Here is a 17,782-nt window from a genome sequence, read left to right as displayed (position 1 = left end):
CGGAAGAGGAGCTGGCATGGCTGGATGGGCTGTGGTTCTCATTGCCCCTCCGTCGCGAGTTCAGTTAAGGGTATACTTAGAAAAAAAGCCGCCGGCCCCTCTTAAAAGAGAGGCCTTACGGCTTATTTTACGCCAAACGTCTGCCCACAGGCGCCCGGGGACAACGGGGATCTGGAGCATAGTGCTGATCATATCCATAAGCTTTAAGAGCTTCCCTGACACATCTTCCCAGGCCCTCATGACAGCGCCGGAAATCGGAGCAATCACGGCAAGGTCCGTTGGAAACCGCAGCCTGGTCCGGGTACGCAAGTTCCAAAGCTCTTGGCGAATTCCACACTTCCAGCAAAGTCTGTTCCGTTAAATCGCCGATAATAAAATGTTGTTGATTGTACAGCTCTTCGCAGATGGTTACCTTACCGTCTGGCAGCACAACAACACCGCGCCGGTTAGCCGTGCAATAAGCTCTTTCCCAAAAGTTTTTCTTCCTTATCGATTCATCTCCGGCATAGGGATTATCATTATTGCCGCTGAAATTCACTTTGTCCGGAAATTCCTCTTTGATCTTGCTGAATTCTTCCTCGAAAATCTCTATATCCTCCGGGGAACAAAACAGGCTGTCGTCGTGGCGATACAAGGAACGTCCGTAGCAAGTAAAATTGCTGCTCAGCACATAAGGCTTCTTCATCAAATACCGCGCCAGGGATACGGCATCCTTGATGTTAACCGGGGTTAACACGGTGTTGGTGCGAACCTTGATTCCCGCTTCACCCAAGTAATCGAGCGTTTGCAGTATTTTCTCCCCATAGCCGGTAAGCCCCATGAGACGGTCAATGATTTCCGGGTTCAGAGCGTCAATACTAACCTGGATGGTTGATAGTCCGGTTGCCGCGAGCCGCTGGGCCATACTTCTGGATAAAGGATACTTCGTGGGTATATTGAGATACATACCGGCAGACAGAGTGCTTTCAATGAAATCAAAAGCATCCTCCCGGCAAAAAAAATCGCCCCCCGAGAACTCGACGGTTTCTATACCGCACTCACGGGCCTCTTTCAACAGGCGGCGGTACAGATTTAAATCCAATTCCTGTTTTCCTCTAAATCCCTCACGATCAGCATAGCAATACCTGCAATTGGTCACACAACGCATGGTCGGGAGTACCAGCAAGGTATAGGGCATTTTGCACCGGGTATCATCCATATCGATCATCTGTTCCGGAATGATAAAAGTCTTGGGATCGTAAATCCGTGCCTGATCCGAGTTGATACCGGAAGCTTCGATGATCAAGGATTCCATGGTCTGTTCATCATTTACCCGAACAGCCAGCAGGGTATCCACTTGCTGAGATGCAGCTTCAATATCCAGATCGAAGAGATAGGCCACGGCTTCACGAACGGCAGTCAGGTCCCGCTTCCCGTCAAATAAGGAGAGGATTACAGCCTGCTGCGGGTAGAGAAATTTAAATACTTCCTGCGGGCTATCCCCCGGATTGGCGGTAAACAAGATTGACCTTCCCCCGTCAGGCCGCAGCTTCACCTCGGGGCTTAGAAGAAGTCCCATCATTATAACCTCCCTATCATTTAGCTACTCCTCCGTTGGAGCATCCTGGAGAACATGATGTACAGCGCATTGAACATCCCATTGTGCATCTTAATACATCCTCATCCTCCGTTACCGTATCCATGATGAGTTCTCTTAAGAGCTCACGCTTCGAGAGACCTGATCCGGAAAGAAGCGCCCGGATTTCATTTAACGCACTCATTACTGTCACCTCATCCTCTATGATTTGAAGTCCTTAAACCAGCGCATCACTTTGCTGTAGGTCCATTATTGCAGCCCGTTTGACAATTGATACACCCCGCATCACACTGCCCGCACATTGCCCTACTGTCTGTGACAGCCTCAATCAGCTCTTTTAGAAGCTGACGCTTTGAGAGACCGCACTGGCACAGAAGATCCTTGAGTTCCTGTAATTCACTCATCACTTTCACCTCATCTTTAGCTATATTGTATATTTTTTCACATAAGTCGGCTTTTCATACCCTTATTTTGGAAATTTTCGCTGCGTCTTAACTATAGACAGGAAAACTAAAAATATTGAACATATGACAAAGAACTTAGAATTTAAAGCGCTTTCAAATCCTTCTATAATCAACTTAAGATAAATGAAAGGGGTTGCATACATTGCCGAACTTGTTTTACAAGCCGGAGGGGGCTTGGGTGGGAGACCTCATCCCCTTCTACAAAGACGGTACATTCCGGTTGTTCTACCTTCATGATTGGCGGGAGAACAAGAACATTCACGGAGAAGGAACTTCCTGGTTCGAGCTCCGCACAAGCGATTTCGTGCACTACGAAGAAAAAGGGGAAATGCTGAAGCATGGAAGCGTAAGCGAGCAAGACCTGAACTGTTATACCGGCTCCATCATTGAAGCCGAAGGTGAATTCCATCTGTTCTACACGGGCCTGAATCCGTACCCGGACTTTGTGGAGGACGGCGAGCCGCTCCAATGCGTTATGCACGCCGTGAGCACTGATATGGAATCGTGGCGGAAAATTCCCGAAGATACCTTCTATTCGGACGGAATTCAATATGAAAGACATGACTGGCGCGATCCCTTCGTGTTCTGGAACGAAGAGGCGGGAGAATACTGGATGCTTCTCGCCGCAAGGAACAAGGAAGGCCCCTCCCGGCGCCGGGGCTGCATAGGATTGTGCGCTTCCAAGGATCTTAGGAAATGGGAAATCCGCAAGCCGTTCTGGGATCCGAAAATGTACGTGACACACGAATGCCCGGACTTGTTCCGGATCGGGGAATGGTGGTATCTGGTTTACTCCACATTCTCGGACCGGTTCGTCACCCATTACCGTATGAGCAAATCTTTGAGCGGGCCTTGGACGGCGCCGAGAAACGACGCGTTTGACGCCAGAGCGTTCTATGCCGCGAAAACATGGAGTGACGGAAACAAGCGGTACGCGTTCGGCTGGGACCCCAGCAAAGAGAAGGAGGACGATTATGGAGACTGGCAGTGGGCCGGCAATTTGGTTGTGCACGAGGTCGTCCAAGAACCGGACGGAACGTTAACGGTTCGCATACCTGAGACAGTTTCCAATCATTTTGCAAATAAGCAGGCGGCGGAATGGAGTTCGCGGATCGGGAATTGGAAGGAGGCTGAGGGACGCATAACTACAGCGGCTGACGAAACCTTCTCTTGCATATCAGCCGGCTCCATGCCCGAAACTTGCAAGATTTCAGCCCGGCTGTCCTTCTCCGAAGGGACTAGAAGCTGCGGCATTATGCTCCGTGCAAGCGAGGATCTGGATGAAGCCTATTACATTCGCCTTGAACCGATGCATAACCGCCTCGTATTCGACATGTGGCCCCGAAGGGTGAAGGGCGAGGCGCAATGGCACATCGATGGAGATCGCCCCCATGCGGTTGAGCTGGAAGTGCCGATTGAATTGCAAGCGGATAGGGTTTATGATATCCGGATCGTGGTCGAGAATTCCGTATGCGTCGTGTACTTGGCTGACCGGGTCGCCATGACGACACGCCTTTATAATTTGAAGACAGGAAGCTGGGGCTGCTTTGTCCAGGAAGGCCGGGCGCAATTCGAACAGGCAGCTTTATCCGTTCCAAGCGAACAGGAGGTCAAATAGATGAAACGTTACGTCAAATGGCTGGTTCTCGCGTTATCGCTTGTCGTTGTAACGGTATTAGTAAGCGCTTGCGGAGGCGGCAGTAATACAGGCGGCGCTGCGGAAAATGGTTCGGGAGCTCCCGCGAACGCGGGGCAGAAGGCGGACAAGAAAACGTACAAATGGTTCGTTGCCCGCGGCGTAGACAGCCCTCCGGCCGTTACCGTAAAGGAAATTGCGGACGAATTTTCCAAAACGCATCCGGAATTCGAACTGGTTCTGGAAGGCACGGGCGATCGTCCGTCATACTTGCAGAAGCTGCGTACATTGATTGCGAGCAACGAGATGCCCGCTATGTTTGATACCGATCCCGATGCCTATGCTTCCAAGCTGGTGGAGAAAGGCAAGCTCGTGGATATGAAAAAACTGCTGCAAGACCTTGGGAAATACGACGAGTTCCGTCCGGTTGCCTTGCAATATCAGCAATTCGCAGACGGCAGCATGTACACTTTCCCGCTCGAATACGGAATCGAGGTATTCTGGTACAACATCAAGATGTTTAAGGATCTCGGCCTTGAACCGCCGAAGACGTTCGATGAATTCATTAAGGTTGCCGAGGCGCTGAAGCAGGGCGGGATTACGCCGATTGCCGTCGACGGCAAGGACAAATGGCCGGTTCTCCGGTACCTGGCTTATAAACCTTTCCGCATGACCGGCAATGATTTTATCGAGAATGTAAAGCAAGGCAAGGCATCCTTCAAGGATCCCGCCGGCATGGCAGGCATTAAGTTCGTTCACGAACTGGGGACCAAAGGATATTTCCAACAAGGGTTCACTGCAACGGATTACACCGCAGCGCGCGATTTGTTCCTGGCAGGCAAAGCCGGCATCTATTACATGGGTTCATGGGAAACTATGAATTTCGCAAATGATAAAGTGAGCGCGGAAATGAAGGACAACATCGGATTTTTCCGGCTTCCCATGACGGATGGCGCCAAGACGGCTGAGAACGATTATTTCATCAACTCCGGCATCGGCGTTGCATTCAACCAAGAAACCTTCGATGATACGATGAAGGAATTCGTCAAATTCCTCCTGGATAAATATCCGGAAGCCTATACGAAAAAAGGACAATTCTCGCCTTTCAATTATTCGCTGGATCAAACGCAAGGGATGCCGGAGCTTTTCTATAAAATCCAAGACGAAATCGCAAAATCCGGAAGCGTTTTCGCAGTGCCGTGGGATACACGCCTCGACCCGGCCACGAACGAGCTGCTCGGCAACGAGTTGAATGCCTTGGCTCTCGGAGCCCATACTCCGGATGATTTTGCGGAATTAATGGATCAAGCTATTAAAGAAAACGCGCCGAAATATTTCAAATGACCACGCTAAACAGCCGGCCGACCCCAATTCGGTTGGCCGGCAATGAAGTGAAAAAATATTAAAAATGGGGAATGAGCAAGGGTATGGATAAAATCCTGCGCAATCACAAAGCCGCTCTCGTCTTCCTGCTGCCTGCCTTGCTGGTGTATTTGTTCACCGTTCTGGCGCCCATCCTTTGGTCGATGTATTTCAGCTTTTTCTCCTGGGACGGGGTTTCCGATATGGTCTATATCGGCTTTGACAATTATGCCAAGATGTTCGGCGGCGACAAGACGTTCTGGAAGGCATTCGGCAACAACCTGATCTATGTTCTTGTCATTGTGGCAATGCAAGTGTTTCTCGGCTTGTTGGTTGCCATCTTGCTGACCAGTATCACCAAAGGCAGAGAATTGTTTAAAACGTTGTATTTCGCTCCCGCTATTATCACATCGGTAGCCATAGCGCAGTTGTTCCAAAACGTTTACTCGTTCGAACCCGTCGGAATGTTGAACTTTTGTCTGCAGCAGATCGGTCTTGGAGACTGGAGCAGGCCTTGGCTTTCCGACTTGAAGTGGGCTCTGACCGCCGTATCGGTACCCGAAGGCTGGCGTTATATCGGTCTTTATATGATCATCTTGTATAGTGCGCTCATTTCAATTCCTTCCGATATCGAGGAAGCCGCGAGAATTGACGGAGCTTCTTCCTGGAACCTGTTTTGTTCGATCAAAATGCCGCTGATTAAGCCGGTACTGATGGTTTCGATCATTATGGCTACTACGGGTGCTTTAAAAGGGTTTGACATCCCGTATCTCATGACGAACGGGGGACCGGGCCGCGTGACGGAATTGCTGCCGACATATATGTACAAAACCGCATTTTCCAGTCTGAACTTCGGCTATGGCAGCGCGATGGCCGTATTTATCGTCATTGAGAGCCTCATTGCAGTCGCCTTTATCAGACGGATGATGGACAGTAAGGAGACCTGAAGATGAAATTTTCTGGCTATTCCAAGGCGATTCTTGTGACTATTTCCTTTGTTCTGCTTGCCATTCAAGTTTATCCGATTGTATGGGTGTTCATCTCCAGTTTTAAGGCGCCTACCGATTTTTCCGGCAATAACCCGCTGAGCCTGCCCAGCCGATTCACATTCGAGAATTACCTCAGCGTTTGGAACAAAGGGAATTTGGGCACTTATTTTTCCAATAGTCTCATCGTCGCCGTGACGACAATCGTGCTGGTGATCCTGTTCAGCGCCATGGCCGCTTTCGTTATTGAAAAGATGTGTTTTAAATGGAGCCAAAGCGTGTTGTTCTTATTTCTGTGCGGCATCATGATCCCGATCCAGGTCGTGCTCATCCCGCTTTTCATTCTGTATAACAAAACGGGAATTATCAATACGCTCACTTCTCTCATTTTGCCCCAAGTAGGCTTTGCTCTGCCGATCTCGATCTATCTTTTCGTGAGCTTCTACAAATATATCTCGAACGAGATTATGGAGGCCGCCGTCATGGACGGCTGCGGGATTTACCAGGTTTTCTGGCGGATGATTTTCCCTCTATCCCGAAATACGATCGTTACGGTTATCGTCATGAATCTTATTTTTGTCTGGAATGAGTTTATCTTCGCGAATACGTTTATTCACGACCTGAGCTCGCGGACCATTCCCGTCGGTTTAATGGATTATATCGGCCAATACGGTTTGACGGATTGGGGAGCGACCTTTGCCGCAATCAGCATCACTACGATCCCGACCATGATTGTGTACTTCGTTTTCAATAAGAGTGTCATTTCCGGCATGACCGCAGGAGCGACTAAAGGTTGATCTACCATCTGCCTTGAGCTGAAGGTATACTGAAAGTACCAGGCTTTATACTTCTCTTTAGACAGAGGGATTTCATGAAAATAACCCGGCCTTTCCTGTCGATCAGCATCCGAAGCAAAATTATCATTTTGTCCATCGCCTGTTCCTTGCTGCCGCTTGTCCTTATCGCCTCCTTAACCTTTGTCTATTTGAGCAAAGTGATCGAGAACAAGGTGTCCGATACCACCTCCAATCTGCTGGGCTCCATCAATTGGAATATCCAGACTTTCGTGAACGACGTTGAAACGATTTCGAAGCTGATGCTGTCTTCCCGCGACGTTCAAAGCTTCCTTTCTTATGACAAGAATGATTTCAAGAAAATCTATGACCTTCAGAATGCCACCCGCAACCTGATCGTCAATATTTCCAATAACAAATCGTATATACGTTACGTTTACGTAGGCAGTGGGCAAAGGGAACTGATCGTTACGAACCAATGGGACAGATTAACTTACGACAATATCTATCAGGCGGTCTCCCGGTCAAAATGGTATCGGCAGGTGGGTGACATGGGCGGCAGGGGATTGTGGCTGAACAGCAATGAAGTCCGTCTCGTCAAAAATAGTCCGGATTTGCTGCTGTACGGCAAACGATTAAACAACCTGGATACGCTCGAACCGATCGGCATGCTGATTATTTCCATCGATAGACGGGTGTTCGACGAAATGTTCAAAGACATCACCAATGCGGAAAACGGGCATCTGATGATTCTGGATCAGAACCAAGTGATCTTTTACAATTCCCGAACCGCCGATATGAAGCAGATACCGCTAAAGGAATTGAACCTGCTCTATGATTTGCCTGAACGGGGCACCCGCATCGATACGGTGGGCGGAGAACGGTATGTCGTCACCTTCGATACGAATCCGGGAACCCGGTGGAAAGTGGTTAGCATGATCCCCTATTCCAATATCAATTCGGAAATCGTCTTGATTCGCAATGTTACGCTCACCTTGACGCTGGTGGCTTTCCTGCTTGCCGCCTATGGTTCGTATTTGATCTCCAAACGGATCACCAAGCAGTTGACCTTGCTCTCTTCCGTCGCCCGAAAAGCGGCCAAACGGGAGGAAATCGAAGGAATCCTCTTTAAGGAGCAAGATGAAATCGGAAAAATCGGCAATCAATTCCTGCGGACCTTCCGCACCAACAGCGAACTGTCCGACAAATTGATCGAAGCCAAGCTGAAGGAGAAGGAAGCGGAGCTGCATGCGCTGCAAAGTCAAATCAATCCTCACTTCTTATACAACACGCTGAATTCCATCTATCTGATGGCGGAACGAATTGGAGCCAAGAATATTTCCAAGATGGTCATGTCCCTTTCCAACTTTTTTAAATTAAGCTTGAACAACGGGGACTACATTACGACTGTCGGCAATGAAATCGACCAGGTGAAAAATTATCTGGAGATTCAAAACATCCGCTATAACGGAAAATTTGAGGTGGCCATCGACCTGGAGCCGGGAATCGAGCAGATCCCGATGTTGAAGCTCCTGATCCAGCCGCTGGTGGAGAATGCGATCTTTCATGGAATCGAGTTGAAGGAGGACAAAGGGAACATTGCCATTCGGGCCCGAAGAGAAGGGGAGACGCTTGTATTTGAAGTAGAGGATGACGGAGTGGGTTTTGATTCGGCGGTTACGCGGCCAAGGGGATATGCGTTGAGGAATATACAGGAGAGAATCCAATTGCATTACGGCCAAGACCGCGGAATTCGCATAGACAGCGTTCCGGGTGCGGGCACCAAAGTTACCCTTGAGATCGGCATCATCGATTAACATCTGGCTATGAAGGGGGAACAGGTCATGTATAAACTGTTTATAGCGGATGATGAACAGCTTGTTGTGGAAACGCTGTCAACCATGATCGACTGGAACGCGTCCGGGGTGCGGATTGCGGGGACGGCCAACAACGGCAAGCAGGCGCTGGAACGGATTCTGCAGTCCGATCCGGACGTTGTCCTGACCGATATTCGGATGCCCGGGATGAGTGGGCTGGAGCTGATCCGCGCCTTGAAGGAGAGAGGCTGCAAAGCGGAATGTATCATCGTGAGCGGATATTCCGAGTTTGAATACGCCAAAGAAGCCATTGAGCTGGAGGCGGTGGATTACTTGATCAAGCCGGCCGAGCTTGAAGAAGTAGCCAGGACCGTCACGAAGGCGATCGAGCGTCTGAAGCGCAAAACGGACCCGGCGGAGAATCGCCCCGAGCAGCGGATTGCCAAAGCGCTGGATCGGGCGGTGTTTACCGATCTCATCGTCCATGCCAAACGTCCGTCGTTCGATAGGGCGCCGTACGAACGGTATGGCCAGTTTGCGGCCATCGTGATCGGAAGCCCGGCGACGCATTGGCTCGAACGAATGAAGAACAATGGCGTTACGGATGCCCTTCCCGGCTTTTTGGCGAATCGCGGAATCGTCGTGGATCTGCTCTACGAGCAGCAGAAAGTCATCTTGTTATGCATGGCGGCTTTGGAGGAATCCGGGTCCTTATCAGAAATTCTGCTGGCTACGGCCGCAGCGTTTTCGGCTGACGGTTCCCCGGACTCGGACGATCTTTCCTTGTCGTTTGGAATCGGTCCGGTTGTAAGCGGAATCATGGATGCGCATCTCTCTTTTTTGGCGGCAGACCAGGCCTGTCAAATGGGTCTGTTCTTCGGCGTTTCGGTAATGGATGGGAACCGTTGGCCTGGGATCACCCGCGTTTCTGAGAGATTGCTCTCGGATTGGTCTGAACGAATCGAATCCTTAACCCTTTACGAACAGAAGGAGTTTGAAGAGCTGCTTGAACGTTGGACGGAATGGGGGACGGGGCGATTGATCGCTCCCGTTACCCTGAAGAAGGCCGGCATCCAATGGGTGAACCGGTTGCTCGATCTGATCGAGCAGGACTATGGAATCAAGATCGAGAGCGTGATCGGAGACCGTACACGGCTGATTGACGGGATACTGGAAGCGCCGGATTGGGCGTCTTTGCAGAAACAGTGCCAGGATTGTGCGCAGGGTGTACAGTTTTATTTGAACGTAACGAAAACCACCCTGAAAGAAAAGGTCGTCCAAGAAATCAAAGCTTATCTGGAATCCCATTACCATGAAAATATCCAGCTCGATCAATTGGCGGAGCGGTTCGATCTCAACTCTTCCTATGTAAGCAACTTATATTCCAAATCGACCGGGCAGACAATTCTTGAATATATCACTTTGCTGCGCATTCAGAAAGCGAAACAAATGCTGAGGGAAAGCAGCTTCAAAATCTCCAAAATATCGCAGAACGTCGGGTATGATAACCAGCGGTATTTCTGCCAGGTGTTCAAGAAGCGTGTGGGCGTAAGTCCCGGCCAGTACAGAGAGGATCATATGATAAAAGTCGAAGAAAGCCGTTCGTCATGAAGGAATTGTTCCTGCGTAAAGAGGGTAAGATCCCAAAGGGCATCGAGTGGGGACGTTACCGGCGGCGACCTTCCAAAGCAAGCGGAAAAAATGCCTGCAGACTTCGTTCGCATTTAAGCGGACTTGGTCTGCAGGCTGTTTCTATTCACTAGAAATTGATCGCGTCGGACCCGCTTCGGCTCTCAGACGAATCTGGCTCCTCCGTCCACGGTCAGCGTAATTCCGGTCGTATACGTATTTTGCATCAAGAACAGGATCGCGCCCGCAATGTCGTCCGCCGAAGCAATGCGCCGTACCGGCAGGGTAGCTGAGGTTTGTTCAAACCAGGCTTTTTTTTGCTCCGGGGGCATTCCGTCGTGCATGGGCGTATCAACATAGCCGGGGGACACGACGTTGACCCGTACCGGAGCAAGCTCGGCGGCCAGCACCCGGCCCAAGTTCTCCAGGGCGCCATGCACCGCGGACGGCACCGCCGCTCCTGGAACCGCCTTATCGCCAAACACGCCGCTCGTCAGCGTAATCGAGCCGGTTTCCCGAATAGCCGGCGCGCCATAGCGAATGGCCTGGTAAGGTCCCCAAAAGCGGCTCTCAAATTGTTCTCTGGCGCTTGCCGCATCAAGATCCAGAACCTTGCCCAATCCGTGCTTCATTTCTCCTGCCGTAATGACTAAATGATCGACATTTCCGATTTTTGCAAAAAATGTACGGAGGTCGTTCTCGCTCCGCATATCCAGCGCCCTTGTCCGAATCTCCCCATTCAAGCTTGCAGCTGCGTGTTCAAGCCGTTCCCCGGAGCGCCCGGCAATGATAACCTCCGCTCCATGTTCCGATGCCCGTTTCGCTGCCGCCAGACCGATTCCTGAGCTGCCTCCGATTACAACAATGCGTTTCCCCTGCATTTCCATTCATCTCCTCTCAAGAATTAACTGCATCCAAACGTTCATCATCGGCCGAAGGTTTGGCGCTCCACGCCGTAACGGCCGCCGCCGCAAGCATAACGGCGGACAAAGTCCCGCATAAAGCCGCGAATCCGAAGGGCATCAGCGTAGCGGCCAGGATTGGGCCCAGGCTCGCTCCGACGAAGACGAAAAATCCGTAAAGCGCCAGAGCCATGCCGCATGCGGCCGAGCCTAATAGGCCGATCCGGGAAATGATCGACGGAACGGCCGCAGCAATTCCCGCGACAAAGATAACCATCGCGGCGATGAACAGCGCCATATCGACGCTGGACAGCGCCGCTTCCCCGGCCAATCCGGCCGCAGCGGTGAGAAAGCCCGCCACGAGGACGCGAACAGGCCCAAAGCGGCGGATCCAGGAGCCGCAAAACAATGCGCATACCGTTCCGAGCATGCTGATAAGTCTAAGCCAAAGAATACGCTCGGGAGACAGATGAAGCTGCTGCACCGCGAACTCGCTCAGCCCAAAGAACATGGCGACAAAGCTCATTAAAATCGTTACCGCCGCCCCGTAAGCGACAAGCAGCGACGGTATCCGGACCAGAGTGCGGAATGCTTCGAACACGCCGGGGCCGACCGCGGGCCGTTCGGCATTCGGTCGGTCTTTCGGCAGCTGGAATGAGATCACGATCAAAATGGCGTATATGAAACTTAATAATGCGAATACAGCTTTCATTCCCCAGTTCGCCGCCACTTCGGCAGAGAATATTTGTCCGACTACGCCGGCAAGCAAAAATCCGCAGCTCAGGTAAGAAATGACGTTCGGACGCTGCGCCGGGGGAATCACATCGCTGACATAAGCAAGGGCTACCGGGGGGAACGAAGCGGCAAGAAATCCTTGTGCCGCCCGCAGCACGAGGAACGGGGTAAAGGAAGAGGCCAGTTCTACGGAAAAAGTGCATACCGCAAGCAGAATGAGGCCTGCTAGAATCAATCGCTTTTTCGGCACTCTGTCGGACAGGGTACCGAAGAATAAATTCCCCAGAGCGAAAGCCATGCTGAAAATGCTGCTCGCCCAGACGGCCTGAATCGGGCTTATGGAAAATTCGGTGATTACATAAGGCGTTAACGGAATCATAACGTAAAGCAGCGAAACGACAGCAATCCCCGACACGGTTAGCAGCATCGCCGTATAAGCGAGATGAGATTTACTCATTTCAATAATTGAACCTCCTTTTCCATCAATGACGATTACGTAAACGTAATGGTTTAGGGGTAAAGCATGGATCGGATACCGCTTAGTTCGACATTTCATCAATCATAAGCTGAATCCGGGCCATGTTGCTCAAGATCTCTTGTTTGAATTGATCCAGAGCCTCCATCTTCTTGTCGGTTTGTTCCAGATGCTTCGACAAAATCTCGAGAACCTTTTGCTTGCCTTTAATCATGGACGGCTCTTCAAAGTACAGATCGATGACGGATTGAATTTCATCCAGGCTGAGACCCAATTTTTTCAAAACGTTGACTTTGTACAGCCGCTGCAGCGACTCATCCGAGTAATAGTGATATCCGTTACTTTCCTGCTCGACATTCCCCAGCAATCCGAGCTCTTGATAGTGGCGAATGGTCCGGGGCGTCACCCCGGCTCTGCGAGCCAGTTCTCCGATCAACATTTTGGATTCCATTTGCACCCTCCAACCATTACGTTAACGTCACGGTAAGTATAAGCAACAGGCCGTCGGATGTCAATCCTTTTGCCGTTAGTTATTTGGTATATAATGATGGCTAAATGATACAGTATTTTTAATAATATAATACATTTATTAAATTTATTGGATAGTTTTCTATGTATAATTAAGGGGAGAACATATAAGAAAGCAGGAGGATTACAATTAAACGACATGTTTTGCTATTAGCGTCGTCGGTATTATCATTTAACTTGCTCGTTGCTTGTAACAGTCAACAAAACTCTGGAATCGCCGCATTTGGCAATACCACAAATGCAGAGACTACGATTAACTCTAACAATTCATCCAGTCAGGAACCAAACACTTCAGCTGATATTTCTAGTGTGTTTCCTAAATCTGATCTTACTGATTCAATTTCTATTGATTCTGTCAATGAGACCCCATCGATTCGGGCAGAATTGCAAACGGATTATGGGAAATTACTTATGATTTCTAATGGAAAAGAAGAGCGAGGACACTTGCTCGTATCAAGTGTGATGGGACAAGAAGGAGATCAAACGTTCCAGAGTAATTATTCCATTGTCTATAGACAAGGAGAACATGATAAGGTTTTGTTGGAACTGCCTGCTTATTTGTTTGTTCAGCCGTCAGATAAAAAGTTATCTTTTAAGAAGGTAAACTTTAAAGATGCGGATGTTTACATCCTTGCCCCTCAATATCAGACGGGACACGGATTGGAAGGGTATGTATTTGCGATCGACAAGCAGAGTGGAGATGTATTCTCTTTGGAAATTATTAAAAAGGGGCATGTTTCTAAAACACTTGTCTATTCTGAATCAGAACCATTTCCATATATCCAAAATGAGCAGCTAGTAGTGCATCCACCTATCGGTGCAGGTACACCTGAAGAAGACACCAAAGATGTATTTTACAAGTTAGATTTAATTAATAAGCTGTTAGTTGCTGAATAAAACGAAACTCAGCCACCTCAGGGAGGAAGAGTTCCGTTTGTATTTCTTTCACTTTGCTGATGCAAAAAATTGGCTCTATAATCGTTTCGAGTAGCTGCCAAAGCTTGTCCTAAAACACCCGCCGCGCCGTCACGAGCCGTTTCTTCCAGTAGTCGCTGAAGGCTTCGGTACGGACGCCGTATTTCTCCGAATAGGTATGCAGCAGCTGGTTGTCCCCCGCATAGATGGCGACATGCCCGATGTTCAAATCGCGCGCGCTGAAGAACAGCAGGTCGCCTTTGCGCAGCTCGTCCATCCCGACCTCCGTGCCTGCATTGGCCTGGTCGTAAGACACGCGGGGAAGATCAACCGCGAGCGTGTCCTGAAAGATGCGCTTTACAAAGGAAGAGCAGTCGAAGCTGCTTGTCTGATCCGGCGATGCTCCGAATACATATGGAGTGCCAAGAAATGTCTCGCCGTAGGCGATCAGCTCGTCCGCCTGCTTGCCCGTAAGGGACGGGCTGGTATAGTCGGTGTACTTCGGTTTCGCCGATATGTATCCCGTTTGGTTATCCTGGGTCCGTACCTCCAGCCAGAAGGCGTCCACTTCGCGGACGACGTGAATTTTCGCCCCCGTTGGCAGCAGTTCCAGAATGTTTGAGCCGCCGCTGGCATCCGCTGAACTGCCGCCAACAACCGGCGAACGGCCAACCTTTGTCAGCGAAGGGCCTGACGCATCCGGCAACCCGCTTTCCGAGTCGGGCGAGCTGCGCAGATTGACGCCCCACCGGATGGACGTCTCGAAGGTCATCGTAGAGATTTGGACGGAGTGGGCCGCCTGGTCCCAGGTAACGGTGCTGCCCAGGGCTTCGCTGACGAAGCGCAGCGGAACCATGGTATATCCCCCGGATATTTGTCCGGGAGCATTAAGCTGCACTGTCCGGTCGTTCACCATGGCTGTAAGATCGCCTATGCGGTAGGTCAGAGTAGTGCTGTCCTTCGTTGCCTTGACCGTCTTGTCCGTATTGTTCCAGGACAGCTTGGCCCCCTGCCCCTCAAACAGGCTGCGCATCGGAACGAGCAGTGTTCCGTTCAGATTAACCGGCTCCGCCTCGGGCTGAAGCTGCGAGCCGTCCAGATAGATGGATATCGGCGCGGGAACCGTCTGGGACGACTGAGTGGTCTGAGCACCCGGAGCCGTCTGAACGGTCCCGGCGGCCTGAACGGTTCCGTCCGTCCGGGATGTCGTTTCATCCTGCCGGGCGGGCGGCTTGGCCGCTTCCTCCGCCCGGGCGGAGGCTGAGAATAGCAGGGACAGGGCCAGTGCGGAAAGGAGCGCGTTTTTTCGTATCGTCATGAGTTCATCACCTTGTGGATTGATTTGTTATGTATAGTTAGACTAAGAAAACACGAAATGGTTTTGTTTGACGATTGAGTTATCGCATTGACGATCATCCCGAAATGAATTAGAATCGACCTATCTATTATAGGCGATGGAGTTCGCCGTAACCGCCGCGAGGCTGATGACTCCTACCAGAGGATCTTTACTTCCCTGGTAGGAGTCTGTTTTTTTATGAATATTTATATAACGAAGGGAAAGAAGAAGATGAATGCAGTAAGACAGAAGTGGGCCCAGTGGGCTGAACAACGCGTGTTTGCTGCGCTTGTAGGCACGCTGCTCAAATGGATCGTTCTCGGGAGCGGTGTAGGCATACTATCCGGCACGGCCTCCGCATTTTTTCTGAAGAGTCTGGACTATGTAACCGATGTGAGAATAGCCAACCCGTGGCTGCTGTTTCTTCTTCCGCTCGGCGGGGCGCTGGTCAGCTTTCTTTATATGAAGATTGGCAAGAACAGCGGGAAGGGAAACAACCTGATTCTTGAACAAATCAGCAGCGGCAATGAGACGATTCCACTTAGAATGGCGCCGCTCGTCTTGTTCGGAACGCTTGTCACTCATTTGTTCGGAGGGTCCGCAGGCCGGGAAGGAACAGCCGTTCAAATGGGCGGAAGCTTGGCCGAATGGTTCGGGAAAATCATCCGAGCCCGGCCCATCGACCGCAAAATCCTGCTGATCTGCGGCATAAGCGGCGGGTTTGGCTCGATTTTCGGCACGCCTTTGGCCGGTACGGTATTCGGCCTGGAGGTTCTGGCCATCGGACTGATTCGGCATGAAGCGCTGATTCCGGCTTTTGTGGCCGCTTTTACGGGCAATCTGGTCACCACCTCGTTCTGGGGCGTTTCCCACATTCATTATCATATCGGCGCAGTGCCCGAGTTGACGTGGATCGTCGTTCTTAAGGTCGTATTCGCTGCGATTCTGTTCGGGCTGACCAGTATATTGTTCAGTGAACTGACCCATGCGCTGAAAAAAGGGTACGCCAAGCTGTTCAAGAACCCTGTGCTCAAGAGCGCAGTGGGGGGCGTCGTTATTATCGGTCTGGTCTATCTGCTCGGAACGCGCGATTATTTGGGGCTGGGTATCCCGCTGATTCAGAGCTCTTTTACGGAGATCGTGTCTCCGTTTGCTTTCTTGGGCAAGCTTGTCTTTACTTCCCTTACTTTGGGAGCCGGATTCCAGGGAGGCGAGGTCACCCCACTGTTCGCGATCGGGGCCACTCTGGGGAACGCGCTGTCCGGTATTCTGCATCTGTACGCTCCTTTTTTGGCGGGCCTGGGGTTTATCTCCGTCTTTTGCGGAGCGACCAACACGCCGATTGCCTGCTTTTTGATGGGGATTGAATTATTTGGAGCGGACGCTGCCGTTTACATGTTCATGGCTTGTCTGGTCAGCTATCTGTTCTCGGGGCATACAGGCATTTATACTTCCCAGCAAATCGGAGTATCCAAAAGCTATCTCCTGCCGATTCCCCAGGGCACAACCCTGTCGGCGGTGAAAAGTATTGTAAAGAAGAAAGACGAGTCCGTTTCCGCGGCCGAGAAGCGATAAAGCCGCAACATCGGCCGTGTGAAAACAATGCGCGGATGATATAATAAAGAAAGCCTTAGACGAAAGGGAATTACGATATGGAAATTGCGGAATGTAACGGACTTGTGGCCGGTTGGCTGGCGCTGACCCATATTCAGAGCAATATGGCGGGCAAGCTCGAACAAGCGCTGCAAGAAAGGCACCGGATGTCCCTGAAGGAATTCTATATGCTGCTGTTCCTGTCCGATGCCCCCGGGAAGAAGCTGCGGCTGCAGCAGCTCGAATCCATGGTGGGTCTGAGCCAGAGCGCCATGTCGCGTCTGGTCAGCCGGTTCGAGGCCAAGGGCTGCGGAGCGATGAAAAGACATATTTGCGAGGAAGACCGCAGAAGCGTCTATACCTCCTTAACTCCGATCGGCCAGGAAAAGGTGGATAAGGCGTATGCTACTTTTCAGTCCGTCCTTCTGGACGCCCTGCCGGAGCGGGAACTTACAAGCCTGCTGCAGCAGCTTATTGAAGCGAAGGGCCATTCAGTGGATTCATGAAATGCGGCGCGGAAAGACCGCTGCCAAGGTAAAGATAAGCCCTTGATTCATCAATCTCCTGATGGATTAAGGGTTTTAATAATTAAGGGGATGAAATGATCCTTGAATGATCTTCTGGGAGGGAGACATGAAAGAGCAGGTTAGTGAATCGAAATATACGCAGCAGCATCTGGCGAACGAACGGACCTATCTGGCCTGGATTCGCACGGCGGTCGCGCTGGCGGGTCTCGGCTTTCTGGCGGCCGGCATCGTGTTCCGGGATTCCCGTTACAGCGGAATCGGCCACATTGTCGCGGCGGTCGCGGGCATTTCCGCGGTGCTGCTCGGCGGAGGCGTGGTAGCGGCGGCTACCGGCGATTATATGCGAAAAAGAGAAGGAATCAACAACGAACAATTCCGTTCGTCTTCTTCGCTCATCCGGTTGGTGTTCGTCTCGCTGACCATCATCGAAATGCTTCTGATCGTGCTGGTCGTGTTGATGCTGTTGTCCTCTTAGAATCGTTGCGGCATAATAGAAGATTATGACCT

15 protein-coding genes and 1 riboswitch are annotated in these 17,782 nt (G+C 50.9%); of the genes, 10 read left to right on the top strand and 5 right to left on the bottom strand.

Annotated features, from left to right (window positions below):
* Window positions 1-127: 127 nt before the first annotated feature.
* Complete coding sequence (locus EH198_RS19270) at window positions 128-1,558, bottom strand: radical SAM/SPASM domain-containing protein (RefSeq protein ID WP_185702978.1); 1,431 nt, start codon at window positions 1,556-1,558, stop codon at window positions 128-130.
* A gap of 624 nt (window positions 1,559-2,182) precedes the next feature.
* Between EH198_RS19270 and EH198_RS19265 the strand changes: the two genes are divergently transcribed.
* The 6 genes from EH198_RS19265 (at window position 2,183) to EH198_RS19240 (ending at window position 10,246) form a co-directional block, all read left to right on the top strand.
* Window positions 2,183-3,658, top strand: a complete 1,476-nt coding sequence (locus EH198_RS19265) for a glycoside hydrolase family 32 protein (RefSeq protein WP_185702977.1) — start codon at window positions 2,183-2,185, stop codon at window positions 3,656-3,658.
* Window positions 3,659-5,020 carry an ABC transporter substrate-binding protein gene (locus tag EH198_RS19260; RefSeq protein WP_124697150.1) on the top strand — a complete coding sequence of 454 codons (1,362 nt, stop codon included), beginning with the start codon at window positions 3,659-3,661 and terminating at the stop codon, window positions 5,018-5,020. It abuts the gene before it with no gap.
* 83 nt (window positions 5,021-5,103) lie between these two features.
* Window positions 5,104-5,985 (top strand): carbohydrate ABC transporter permease, encoded by an 882-nt coding sequence (locus EH198_RS19255; RefSeq protein WP_221621549.1) that lies wholly within the window; start codon window positions 5,104-5,106, stop codon window positions 5,983-5,985.
* 2 nt (window positions 5,986-5,987) lie between these two features.
* Window positions 5,988-6,821: a carbohydrate ABC transporter permease gene (locus EH198_RS19250; RefSeq protein ID WP_124697149.1), complete on the top strand. Its 834-nt coding sequence runs from the start codon at window positions 5,988-5,990 to the stop codon at window positions 6,819-6,821.
* Window positions 6,822-6,895: 74 nt separating this feature from the next.
* Window positions 6,896-8,635 carry a sensor histidine kinase gene (locus EH198_RS19245; RefSeq protein WP_124697148.1) on the top strand — a complete coding sequence of 580 codons (1,740 nt, stop codon included), beginning with the start codon at window positions 6,896-6,898 and terminating at the stop codon, window positions 8,633-8,635.
* A 27-nt stretch (window positions 8,636-8,662) separates the two neighbouring features.
* Window positions 8,663-10,246 (top strand): response regulator transcription factor, encoded by a 1,584-nt coding sequence (locus tag EH198_RS19240; RefSeq protein ID WP_185702976.1) that lies wholly within the window; start codon window positions 8,663-8,665, stop codon window positions 10,244-10,246.
* 182 nt (window positions 10,247-10,428) lie between these two features.
* Here the strand turns inward: EH198_RS19240 and EH198_RS19235 are convergent, their stop codons facing one another.
* The 3 genes from EH198_RS19235 to EH198_RS19225 all read right to left on the bottom strand — a co-directional run bounded on the left by EH198_RS19235 (window position 10,429) and on the right by EH198_RS19225 (window position 12,827).
* Window positions 10,429-11,145 carry an SDR family oxidoreductase gene (locus EH198_RS19235; RefSeq protein WP_221621548.1) on the bottom strand — a complete coding sequence of 239 codons (717 nt, stop codon included), beginning with the start codon at window positions 11,143-11,145 and terminating at the stop codon, window positions 10,429-10,431.
* 16 nt (window positions 11,146-11,161) lie between these two features.
* Complete coding sequence (locus EH198_RS19230) at window positions 11,162-12,358, bottom strand: MFS transporter (RefSeq protein ID WP_185702975.1); 1,197 nt, start codon at window positions 12,356-12,358, stop codon at window positions 11,162-11,164.
* An 82-nt stretch (window positions 12,359-12,440) separates the two neighbouring features.
* Window positions 12,441-12,827 (bottom strand): helix-turn-helix domain-containing protein, encoded by a 387-nt coding sequence (locus EH198_RS19225; protein WP_221621547.1) that lies wholly within the window; start codon window positions 12,825-12,827, stop codon window positions 12,441-12,443.
* A gap of 221 nt (window positions 12,828-13,048) precedes the next feature.
* Between EH198_RS19225 and EH198_RS24390 the strand changes: the two genes are divergently transcribed.
* On the top strand, window positions 13,049-13,801 hold the full coding sequence (locus EH198_RS24390; RefSeq protein WP_148091519.1) for a hypothetical protein: 753 nt from the start codon (window positions 13,049-13,051) through the stop codon (window positions 13,799-13,801).
* Window positions 13,802-13,910: 109 nt separating this feature from the next.
* Here the strand turns inward: EH198_RS24390 and EH198_RS19215 are convergent, their stop codons facing one another.
* The gene (locus EH198_RS19215) at window positions 13,911-15,137 is read right to left on the bottom strand and encodes a stalk domain-containing protein (RefSeq protein ID WP_221621546.1); all 1,227 of its coding nucleotides are present in this window, start codon (window positions 15,135-15,137) and stop codon (window positions 13,911-13,913) included.
* Window positions 15,138-15,260: 123 nt separating this feature from the next.
* Window positions 15,261-15,320, top strand: a riboswitch (Fluoride riboswitch).
* Window positions 15,321-15,386: 66 nt separating this feature from the next.
* Here EH198_RS19215 and EH198_RS19210 point away from each other — a divergent pair.
* The 3 genes from EH198_RS19210 (at window position 15,387) to EH198_RS19200 (ending at window position 17,750) form a co-directional block, all read left to right on the top strand.
* A complete protein-coding gene (locus tag EH198_RS19210; RefSeq protein WP_124697219.1) occupies window positions 15,387-16,730 on the top strand; it encodes a voltage-gated chloride channel family protein in 1,344 nt (447 codons plus the stop codon).
* A gap of 77 nt (window positions 16,731-16,807) precedes the next feature.
* Window positions 16,808-17,254, top strand: coding sequence for a MarR family winged helix-turn-helix transcriptional regulator (locus tag EH198_RS19205; protein WP_124697143.1), 447 nt, complete (start codon window positions 16,808-16,810; stop codon window positions 17,252-17,254).
* A 127-nt stretch (window positions 17,255-17,381) separates the two neighbouring features.
* On the top strand, window positions 17,382-17,750 hold the full coding sequence (locus EH198_RS19200; protein WP_124697142.1) for a YidH family protein: 369 nt from the start codon (window positions 17,382-17,384) through the stop codon (window positions 17,748-17,750).
* The last annotated feature ends 32 nt before the right edge of the window (window positions 17,751-17,782 follow it).

The organism is Paenibacillus rhizophilus, assembly GCF_003854965.1.
In the GTDB taxonomy this organism is placed as follows: Bacteria; Bacillota; Bacilli; order Paenibacillales; family Paenibacillaceae; genus Paenibacillus_AQ; species Paenibacillus_AQ rhizophilus.
This window is presented reverse-complemented; position numbering and strand designations above follow the sequence as displayed.

Bases quoted from the DNA above. Each gene is read 5' to 3' on its own strand.
- EH198_RS19270 (WP_185702978.1), bottom strand. From the start codon at position 1,558: ATGGGACTTCTTCTAAGCCCCGAGGTGAAGCTGCGGCCTGACGGGGGA.
- EH198_RS19260 (WP_124697150.1), top strand. From the start codon at position 3,659: ATGAAACGTTACGTCAAATGGCTGGTTCTCGCGTTATCGCTTGTCGTT.
- EH198_RS19255 (WP_221621549.1), top strand. From the start codon at position 5,104: ATGGATAAAATCCTGCGCAATCACAAAGCCGCTCTCGTCTTCCTGCTG.
- EH198_RS19250 (WP_124697149.1), top strand. From the start codon at position 5,988: ATGAAATTTTCTGGCTATTCCAAGGCGATTCTTGTGACTATTTCCTTT.
- EH198_RS19245 (WP_124697148.1), top strand. From the start codon at position 6,896: ATGAAAATAACCCGGCCTTTCCTGTCGATCAGCATCCGAAGCAAAATT.
- EH198_RS19240 (WP_185702976.1), top strand. From the start codon at position 8,663: ATGTATAAACTGTTTATAGCGGATGATGAACAGCTTGTTGTGGAAACG.
- EH198_RS19235 (WP_221621548.1), bottom strand. From the start codon at position 11,145: ATGCAGGGGAAACGCATTGTTGTAATCGGAGGCAGCTCAGGAATCGGT.
- EH198_RS19230 (WP_185702975.1), bottom strand. From the start codon at position 12,358: ATGAGTAAATCTCATCTCGCTTATACGGCGATGCTGCTAACCGTGTCG.
- EH198_RS19225 (WP_221621547.1), bottom strand. From the start codon at position 12,827: ATGGAATCCAAAATGTTGATCGGAGAACTGGCTCGCAGAGCCGGGGTG.
- EH198_RS19215 (WP_221621546.1), bottom strand. From the start codon at position 15,137: ATGACGATACGAAAAAACGCGCTCCTTTCCGCACTGGCCCTGTCCCTG.
- EH198_RS19210 (WP_124697219.1), top strand. From the start codon at position 15,387: ATGAATGCAGTAAGACAGAAGTGGGCCCAGTGGGCTGAACAACGCGTG.
- EH198_RS19205 (WP_124697143.1), top strand. From the start codon at position 16,808: ATGGAAATTGCGGAATGTAACGGACTTGTGGCCGGTTGGCTGGCGCTG.
- EH198_RS19200 (WP_124697142.1), top strand. From the start codon at position 17,382: ATGAAAGAGCAGGTTAGTGAATCGAAATATACGCAGCAGCATCTGGCG.